Origin of the sequence: Parafilimonas sp., assembly GCF_047606085.1 — a bacterium.
Lineage (GTDB): Bacteria > Bacteroidota > Bacteroidia > Chitinophagales > Chitinophagaceae > Parafilimonas.
This window is the reverse complement of record NZ_JASGEX010000078.1, coordinates 39,940-49,543: the sequence shown is the minus strand read 5'-3', so window position 1 is coordinate 49,543 and position 9,604 is coordinate 39,940. Positions and strand designations below refer to the sequence as shown.

6 protein-coding genes are annotated in these 9,604 nt (G+C 40.2%); 1 reads left to right on the top strand and 5 read right to left on the bottom strand.

The genetic code is table 11. The features are described 5' to 3' along the window. Nucleotides 1–99: 99 nt before the first annotated feature. The 4 genes from QM629_RS07110 to QM629_RS07095 all read right to left on the bottom strand — a co-directional run bounded on the left by QM629_RS07110 (nucleotide 100) and on the right by QM629_RS07095 (nucleotide 5,318). On the bottom strand, nucleotides 100–2,814 hold the full coding sequence (locus QM629_RS07110; protein WP_415158626.1) for a SusC/RagA family TonB-linked outer membrane protein: 2,715 nt from the start codon (nucleotides 2,812–2,814) through the stop codon (nucleotides 100–102). Between the two features lie 134 nt (nucleotides 2,815–2,948). Next, the gene (locus QM629_RS07105; protein WP_415158624.1) at nucleotides 2,949–3,257 is read right to left on the bottom strand and encodes a hypothetical protein; all 309 of its coding nucleotides are present in this window, start codon (nucleotides 3,255–3,257) and stop codon (nucleotides 2,949–2,951) included. Between the two features lie 390 nt (nucleotides 3,258–3,647). Beyond that, nucleotides 3,648–4,724 (bottom strand): FecR family protein, encoded by a 1,077-nt coding sequence (locus QM629_RS07100; protein ID WP_415158622.1) that lies wholly within the window; start codon nucleotides 4,722–4,724, stop codon nucleotides 3,648–3,650. A 72-nt stretch (nucleotides 4,725–4,796) separates the two neighbouring features. Continuing rightward, nucleotides 4,797–5,318 carry an RNA polymerase sigma factor gene (locus tag QM629_RS07095; RefSeq protein ID WP_415158620.1) on the bottom strand — a complete coding sequence of 174 codons (522 nt, stop codon included), beginning with the start codon at nucleotides 5,316–5,318 and terminating at the stop codon, nucleotides 4,797–4,799. A gap of 527 nt (nucleotides 5,319–5,845) precedes the next feature. Here QM629_RS07095 and QM629_RS07090 point away from each other — a divergent pair. After that, nucleotides 5,846–8,647 carry a S8 family peptidase gene (locus tag QM629_RS07090; protein ID WP_415158618.1) on the top strand — a complete coding sequence of 934 codons (2,802 nt, stop codon included), beginning with the start codon at nucleotides 5,846–5,848 and terminating at the stop codon, nucleotides 8,645–8,647. 93 nt (nucleotides 8,648–8,740) lie between these two features. On the opposite strand, the gene QM629_RS07085 is transcribed toward QM629_RS07090, so the two are convergent. Beyond that, nucleotides 8,741–9,562 carry a M57 family metalloprotease gene (locus QM629_RS07085; protein ID WP_415158616.1) on the bottom strand — a complete coding sequence of 274 codons (822 nt, stop codon included), beginning with the start codon at nucleotides 9,560–9,562 and terminating at the stop codon, nucleotides 8,741–8,743. Nucleotides 9,563–9,604: the final 42 nt, after the last annotated feature.

Sequence of the window (9,604 nt, the reverse complement as noted above, 5' to 3'; positions counted from 1 at the left end):
TGAGAATTTTATGCATGAAAGAAAAAACAACAAAAAGCAGGTGCAAAAGTATTTCCATGTAAAGCACGTCAGATATGCAGCGTAGAGAATTTATACGAACTAAATTGGGTAACGATTAATATATCTTGTTCCATTATTAGCAGTTAGTTTTAAATCTGCAGAACTTATTTCTCCATCAGGAGACCCGGTTAGGTTGCCATCGGAATCATAACCATTTATATCCTTAATTTTAATACCCCCAGGCAAAGCACCTGGCATCGCTTCAACATCCTCGCCTTCCTGTATTATTCCATCAGACTGGTAATAATACAATCCATAATATGGGCCTTTAGGATCAACATAAGCAGCTAAGGTCTTTAAAGCCTCGGCTGATCTCTTTATCCAATAACTGTAATAATGCGATGCATTGAAAGTTGTGCTCCAGTTAAAACCTTGAGGTTTCTTGCTTTGAAAGTTATTTGTGGTTAAAGAGGCATCCCACCCCCTGGCGCGGGTTTTACCGGCATTTGTATAAACCGAAGAAACGGGGAATGAGGTAGCTAAAGAAACGCTGGATAGCAAATTACTGATAGTTCTGAAAGAATAGTCAAAGGAACCTGAGACCCTGTTTTTGAGCAACTGAAAATCAACGCCCATATTAATATCTGCCTGTGTTTCCCAGGTAAGATTGTCATTTGCCAGTTGGGTTAAAGAAACACCACTGGTTTGCGCATTTCCAAAAACATAAGAGTTAGAGGTTGTAGATCCATAATAGGCAAAAGCACTACTTCCTATATCGCTGTTACCAGTGGTTCCGTAACCTAATCTTAACTTAAGAAAGTTTATCGGCGAAATATCTTTGATAAAGTTTTCCCGAGACATTATCCAGCCAAAAGAAACACCTGGAAAAGTGCCCCATTTTTTGTTTTCGGCAAAATGAGAAGCTCCATCAGTTCTTATACTGGCAGATAAAACATATTTATTCCTAAAATCATAAATAGCCCGTGCAAAATAAGATTTCCAAATCCGGGAAGGCTCACGGTACGAGTCAACATCAGGCCGGTCTGCCTCTCCTAAACCCATACTGTTAAAAGTAAAATTATCTGTAGGAAAATCTTCATTATACATACTTGTTCCGTACCAGTCGCTTACCTGATAGGAATGGCCAGCAACAAATGACAAATGTCCCCATTCATTGAATGACCTGTCATAATTTAAAGTAAACTCCGACAATTTGGAACGGGCTTTATCCTCATTAATGGAAGCTTGCCCATTAGATCTTTCACCGTATAAAAAGGATGTTGGCAGATAGGAATAACGTGTAGAAAATGACTGGTCCCAGCTATAGCTGGCCTTTGCCGTTAAATGGGGGATAATTTTCCACTCTGCAAATCCTGAAGCCAAAATCCGTGAATTAATCGTATAATCAGTTATTTCCCTGAAAGAAAGCGGGTTGGGGGCATTCTGATAATCGGGGTTTATAGGATAATCTCCATTGGAGTCTATTAAAGCCATGGTAGCCGGGTAATAAAATGCGGATGTTATCATACCGGCATATTCATTTGCGGAAGTACCTACATTAGCATTATTAGCTTTAGCTCCGGAAACAATAACATTGGCGCCAATTGTAATTTTTTCACTTATGCCTTGTTCAAGGTTTAAACGGCCATTATACCTTCTATAGGTAGAATGTATTAAAACGCCAGCCTGATCCATGTAATTAAATGAAGCAAAATATTTTGTTTTATTAGAAAGGCCGGAAACTGATATGTTATGCTGCTCTGTGCTGCCAGTTCTTGTAATGGCGTCCAAGGCATTTGGCATTACTTCCTGTTCGGCAATTTCTTCATCTGAATATTTTGGCGAGAACGATGAAACTGTTGAAGCGTCTGCCGTTCCATAAGGCGCCAGGTCATTTGTATATAAATAGTTTTCATATAAAATAAGATTTCGTTGTTCCATGTAATCTTTTGTGCCCAGAATATCATAAAAGTTAAATGCTTTTTGAATTGAATAGCTTCCATCGTAGGCGACAGACGGTTTACCGGCTTTCCCTTTTTTTGTAGTTATCAGCATAACACCGCCACCGGCCCGGGCGCCATATATAGCGGTAGCACTGGCGTCTTTAAGGAATTCTATTGATTCAATATCGTTTGGGTTTATAAAATTTAAAGCAGAACGGCTAATACCGGAACTGCCATATCTTGTAGAAGCAGAGGCTTCACCGGAATTATCGTTTATAATAACGCCATCCACAACATACAATACACCGGGGGAAGCATCTGACGGATTAGCCCTTACTGTAACAGAAACGTCTGCACCAGGCTGACCTGAACTCTGGATAACAGATACACCTGCGGCCCTCCCTGCCAGCGCCTGGGCAACATTGGTGGAAGCAGTTACATTAAGTTCAGATGCTTTTACGGAAACAATAGAACCAGTAACATTTTTTTTCTTAACAGAACCATAACCAACCACAACAACATCATCAAGGCTACCTTGGTCAGGCACCAGATCTACCAATATAGAAGTAGTTTGACCCGCTTTGATTGAGTAACCTGTCACAGTTTGGGGCACATAACCAACATTGGAAAATTTAAAATTAATATTGCCTTCCGGCAGTTTTTCGAAACGAAACCGGCCGAGGCTATCCGTAAGTGTAGTGGCAATGGTTTTTGTTGCGTTAACTGCCGATACTTCCGTACCTTGAACAGGTTCGCCTGAAGATGATCGCACAAGCCCTGTAACAGCAGGTTTTGTTTCCTGGCCTCTTGCAAGCACCGTGAATACCATTATAACTGCTGAAAGCAGGTAACTTTTGGTTTTCCTAAGCATTAAGTGAATAGTTTTAGTGATTAGAAGAATGATTAATTGAATGGTTATTATACGAAGCGGGCAGCGGTGATTACCCAATCACTTTCAAAATTTATTTTTTTAAAGTTGCATGAGGATAAAGACGCGCCGCATTATTAAAAATTAGAGATGCCTAAAATATTTACAGCGTATCTTCCTTCCGGAGACCACCAATGTTGTACCGTCTTTCCCGGCGCCAGTTTTATATCATACCTATTATCATATTTGTTTGCCGGATCAGGCAACCATATCCCAATCTTATATTTACCGGGAAGGCCGGTTTTTAAAGAACCTTGTATGTTGTAAACAATCGGTTTGTATGTTTGGGAAGCTGTATCATAAGGTTGCCAGCTTTTAGGTTCTGCACTTAACTGTACTTCTTTAACGTGAGTTCGATATAAGTTTTCTTGTTTCTTTAACCTCATCCCAGCCCTTTTATTTCGTGCATATATATTTTTGAATTGCCTCAATGAATGCTTTGCATTTCCAAAGGAGAAGGGCAGGAAGGCTCTGGAATTTTTAAAGTATTTCCTAAGTTTAGGGAGATGAAAGTCCTCTCCTTTGGAGAGGATTTAGGTGAGGTCAATTTGAAAATTTTAAATCTTTTCTTATCCCGAACTCATGTTTCTTTAAGAAATAATTTCTTTATTATCGCAAAGGCCCGATGCAAATAAAAACCTCCGCACCCAACAAACCTGAGTCTATATACGACGTTCAGCTACCTATTTACCCAATACCTGAAAAAAAATTTTTATTGGAAACGTATGAAATACGCCCGGATATCTTTTATTGATGAGAAGATAGCGGAACCATCATTAACGGATAGTGTAGGTATTGCCTGATGAATCAAAATCAATTTTAAAGTCATTCATTAAAGCAATATTTTTCAGAATGGATTGTATGCTTTCATCAGGGTGAATAGTGCCAATGAATGTAATATTTGAGATGTCTTTTGTAGGGTATTGAATATTGGTATGGTATTTATGTGATAAATATTCAAGCACATATTCAAGGCTTTGGTTGCTGAACCGCTTGCCCGGCGCCTTATTTATGGCAGCAGCAGGTGAGACCGCCGCATCGTCTTCATTGCCTGTTGCAGGTTCTTTCATTTCAACAGGGGCATGATAAGCATTCTTTGAAACACCTGCAGCATTTTCATTATTGTCATAGTTTGCTGTAAAGCGTTGGCTGGCTATATCATACAATATCGAATTACCGGCTGTTAAGTAATATTTCTGATCATCCCTGTTTATTATAGCTTTGGAAACCACAATTTTGCCTGATAACAACCTTACAATAACCTTTTTCCTGCTGCTGTTGCTTACTATGAATTCTGTGCCTAAGGCAATAGTAACAGTACTGTCGCAAAAAACAGAAAACCTGCGGGTAACATCTTTATGCACTTTGAACAGCGCTTCACCTTCCAGGTAAATATCCCGCCGGCCTGACTGGTTGTAATCATTGTAATATTTTACTACGCTGTTAGGTTTTAATAGTATAACAGAACTATCAGGCAACACAATAGTTTTTTCTGAATTGTTTTTATTGAAAACTTCTGTAAAAGGCCTTACACCGGTTTGCGCTATTATAGTTTTTTGTGGTTGCCCGGGGCGTATAAAAAAATAGCCTGCCGTTAATATAAGCGCTATAACGGCGGCGGCAGCCACAACTTTCTTTATTGAAAACTTTGCCGAAGCAATTGATCTTATTGAATGCACATCTTCTTCATCCTGCTGCGGCAGGCTCTCCTGATTACATAATGCATTCCATTCCGCTTCATCAAAATGATCTAAAAATTCATCCTGATGATCTATAATATAATCATACAACTTTCCCTTATCCTTGTTTGGATGCTTACTGCTGAAATATTTTCTGATTATATTTTCAATCACAATCTTGAATAATAGCGATAAAATGGATATATTACTATAGCAAGCGAAATTATTGTACTTTTTTTTGCAAACTTACAATTTGGGAAGCAAAGGGCGTATTTGCTGAAAAGCGAGTTCAATATGCCTGCCTACTGTTTTTACGGAAATATTCATTTTATCAGATATCTCTTTATAGCTTAGTTCATCTCTTACCCTTAGCAGAAAAACCCTGCTTCTTACAGGAGGCATTTTCTTTTCTGCTATATGCCATACCTCCGGAACAAAGGTATCTTCATTCATCAGAACATACCTTTGCTGCAGATTGCTTTTTTCCAATAAACGCAGCTTAAGCCTTTCCCTTTCGGCCTTGCGCAGAATATCAATCAGGCTGCTTTTTGCAATCTGAAATATTTGCGCCGGCAGGGGAATTTCACTTTTTATGCAGGCATGCTTTTCCCATAATTTGGTAAAAGTTACCTGTACAACTTCATCAGCATAGTATGCGGAGCCCGTTTTCTGAAATATATAATTAAAAAGCTTCTGTGCATACTGCTGGTATAATTCTTTAAACGCAATAGCATTACCCTCATTTAAGTCTTTAATATTAATACTCATATTCATACTCATACTTATATGCAGTTATACCTGGTATAGTCATTTTTAAACAAAGCAATTGTTACTTTTTTTCATAAAAATTTATAGGGTAAACTTAATCAGAACAGTTATGCAGATGGCAGGTCAAACGATTGCGTGATTTAAAAATGAAACGACTGCCATTTATTCCGCAGGCATGGTGCAGCAGGGTTAAGCCAATGCTTCCTGTTTCATTAAATAAACAGGCTTGCCTGCCTACTTTAAGCAAGCAATTATTTTCCATAATTTGCGCCGGCAGAAAAACACGGCTTATTAAACAAGCGCGCTTTAAGCGTTAGGGCATGATGATCAATTTTTCTAAAGCTTATAGTTTGCAGCTTGTTCATTATAAAACAGGGGCTATCTGCTTTTATCAGAAATTTGCTTTGCGCATTTAATCAGTGAAGCCTATTCTGCTTTCCGGATATAAATTGCACTTCTTTCATATTGAAAAACAGGTAATGGCATTGTTTGAAAAAAAAAGAAACGGCATTATAAAATGTATTCTGATGCTACTCTTGTTTAACCTGCTTCGGCAACCGGTTTTTTCGCAAAACAACGATGCAGCAATAAAGGCGGCTTATTCCTATCAGTCAAATAACCCTAACCTTACAGTTGCAAGCCCGCCTTTTCTTATTAAGCTGAAAGAAAGTGATGTGGCTGGTTTTAAACGCAGGTTCCGGCAAAAAATATTGCGCCAGCTCAATGCGCAATGGTTCGTTATAAAAAATATGGATGCGGCAATCCTTAAACCGTTCCATCTGCTGGAACTAATGCGGGCCAATAATACATTCAAGCTGTCTTCAACAGCCGGCTTACCAAATAAATTGAATGATTCGGCATTATATAAATGTATGGTTGAAGTAACAGACAGCATTGCGTTTAAACAAGACATGCGTTTATATAATAAGCCAATTCGATCTTCTTATAAAAACGTATTTATTATAAGCACCAATATTTCATTTGTTACTGATACTTTAATTAACCGGGGTTATGTTGTATCAGTTGCTGTAAGGCTGCAGCCACCTAAGCCGGAAACGGTAATAAACGATTACGACAACAGCGAAAACTGTATCAATCTTTTCTTCAGCCAATACCCGTCAATCAACGGAGACGGCCTGGCTGCTTCTGTAAAAGAAGACCTGTTTGATACGGCCGATATAGATTTTAAAAACAGGTTTATTCAATCAGGGCTGGAAGCCGATACCACCTCAAGCCATGCCACCACTATGGCCACACTAATTGCCGGCGGCGGCAACAGTTTTCAATCAGGCAAAGGCATTGCGTGGGGATCTGCTCTTTCTTCTTCTGATTTTACCAACCTCCTGCCCGATGATGACGCTTATTTCAGTCAATATAATATTTCTGTTCAGAACAATTCTTATGGCGTTGGAATAGAAAATTTTTATGGCGCCGACGCAGCAGCTTATGACCAAAGCACAATTGATAACCCGCAGTTGCTATATGTTTTCTCAGCAGGCAATGCCGGCGATGATACGGCTGCAGGCGGAGATTATGATGGCTTAGCCGGTTTCTCCAATCTTACCGGCAGCTTTAAACAGGCGAAAAATATTCTTACGGTTGGTTCAGTTGATTCATTTTACAATGTTGCCGCCCTGAGCTCAAAAGGCCCGGCTTTTGATGGCCGCATCAAGCCCGAACTTGTGGCGTATGGCAACGATGGAAGCTCAGGCGCTGCGGCAATTACCTCGGGAACAGTGCTTGCTGTGCAATCGGCTTACCAGTCTGTTCATCACGATTCATTGCCGCCCAACGCGCTTGCAAAAGCCATCATTATAAACAGCGCCGATGATGTTTTTAATCCCGGCCCGGATTTCTATTCCGGCTTTGGCAATATAAATGTGAAGAATGCTGTGGCAGATGCATTAACCAATAATTTTTTTTCTGATGAAGTAAAACAGGATGAAACCAAAAGCTTCACGATACATGTTCCCTCCGGCATATATAACCTGAAAATTACACTGGTTTGGAATGATGCAGCCAATACAGCCAATGCATTGAAAGCTTTGGTGAATGATCTTGACCTCTCGCTTGAAAATTCAGATGGCCAGCCCATATACCAGCCCTGGGTTTTAAACACGGATGCCGGCGCTTTGCTGAACAATGCAGCAAGAGGCAGGGACAGCCTCAATAACGTTGAACAAATTACGGTTTCCACTCCGGATGCAGGCGATTATATTATCCGTGTAAAAGGTTATGCTGTTTCAGCAGGCAGCCAATCTTTCTATGTTGCTTATACCTGGTATGCAGCAGATAGTTTTACTTTTATATCGCCCGTTAACAACAGCCATTTTACACCTGCGGGCAAAAATATTTTCAGGTGGAGCTCTACATTCACTTCTGAAGAAGGCAAACTGGAATACAGCCTTGATAAAGGCAATTCATGGCATATTATCAGCAACAATATTAACCTTGCAAAAAAATATTATGAATGGGCTGCGCCGGATACAAATGCAGTTGCACTGGCCCGCATTACCATCCGCAATAAAATATTTTACAGCGATACATTTGATATAAGCGCGCAGATATACCCCACTGCTGGTTTTAGCTGCGGCGATTCAGCATTAATTTCCTGGAACAGGCAGAAAGGAGTAAATGAATATGCCATATTCAGCCTTGGCGATAAATACCTGCAGCAGGTAGCAACCACAGCCGATACTTTTTATATAGTGAAAAATGCACCTTCCCGGTTTATGGCAGTGGCTTCTGTTTTAAACAACCATACGGGCATTAAAAGTTATACGTTTAATTACTCAACACAGGGGGTTGGCTGTTATATAAGCAATTTTCTCGCCGATGCTGATGATGAAAACAGGGCTTCCCTTAATTTATACCTTGGCACTACATTCCATATTAAAAACGCGATCTTTCAGCAATTGATTGCCGGTGTTTGGACAGATTTAAAAACAATTGCGCCCATCAGCGCACTTACTGTAAACTATGTTTCGGCAATGCAGCAGGGGATAAATTTTTACAGGGCCATTATAACGCTTGAGGATGGCAGTACGATTGCCAGCAATGAGGCATCCGTTAATTTTTTAAACAATGCCCGGTATATTATATATCCAAACCCGGCCCCGGCAAGGCAGGGTTTTTATATCTTATCCCAGAATATTTCTTCAAACACAATTGTATTGTTTGATGTGGCCGGGAGAAAATTATTACAGCAAAAGATATGGCAACAGCAACAGCGTGTGCCTGTCCCAAATCTTGCTAAAGGCATTTACCTCGCCGTTATTTATGATGAACAAAATAGTCCCGTATTTAAAGTAAAGGTTGTAATAAATTAAATGTGCAAAATATTATCACTTTATTACGCGGTTCTTTTAAATAAAAAAACCACTGTGCAAACCGCAGTGGTTAAAAATTTTAAGGAAGGCATTTTATTTATAAAGATAATCCAGCGCAATTATATCGTTTGGATTGAACGGCCTGTTTGTGCCATCGGTGCAGGCAAGCATCCAGCTTCCGGGGTCGCGGGGGGATTTTTCTGTACCGGGAATGTATATTGCGCCCACGCCTGCCTGGCCTTCATTCCAGGGAAATGTGAAGCCGCAGCTATACCTGCGGTTTTTGTAGTCGGTATGCCTGAAGCCGATCGTATGGCCCATTTCATGCGCTATAATGGTAGCAAGCCATTGCACATCCGTCTTGCTTGTAAAAGTGCCTTTATGTGAGTTTAATGTAATGGGCGTAGCCGGGTCGCCATCGTCTGTAGGAAAGCCGGATGACTGGCCTAATATGCCGCCGCCGCCAAGATCATCGCCTACGATATCTATATCGCCCACGCCGCTGACCCGTTTGAATTTTAAGCGGAGGCCCAGGGCATTATACCGCGCAATAGCAGAATCGGTCGCTTTTTTAAAAAGCGCTACATTGTTTGGGTAATTCATAGACACCGTAATTGTTCTCGGCAGGCTCTTGACCAGATTGGTGGTGCGGTATTGTTCTTCTTCACCAACACGAATATCGGCGCCAATATTGGGTGCTGCGCTTAACTGTTCATTGGAAAGGAAAATGTCATTTTCAACAATGTAACCGCCATTGATTTTAATAACATTATCTGAGCTAAAGCCCTGCGCCTCTATCTGGCTGAGAACATCATCAGGAATATCGCCGGATGAATTGATTGTTTTACTCTCTTTTTTACAGGAGAAAAGTAAAAGGCTAAAAGCTGCCGCGGAAAGAACCGTGTTCAGTTTCATGTGTGTGTGATTTTAATGAATGGATAATGGTTTCAAAAAAAT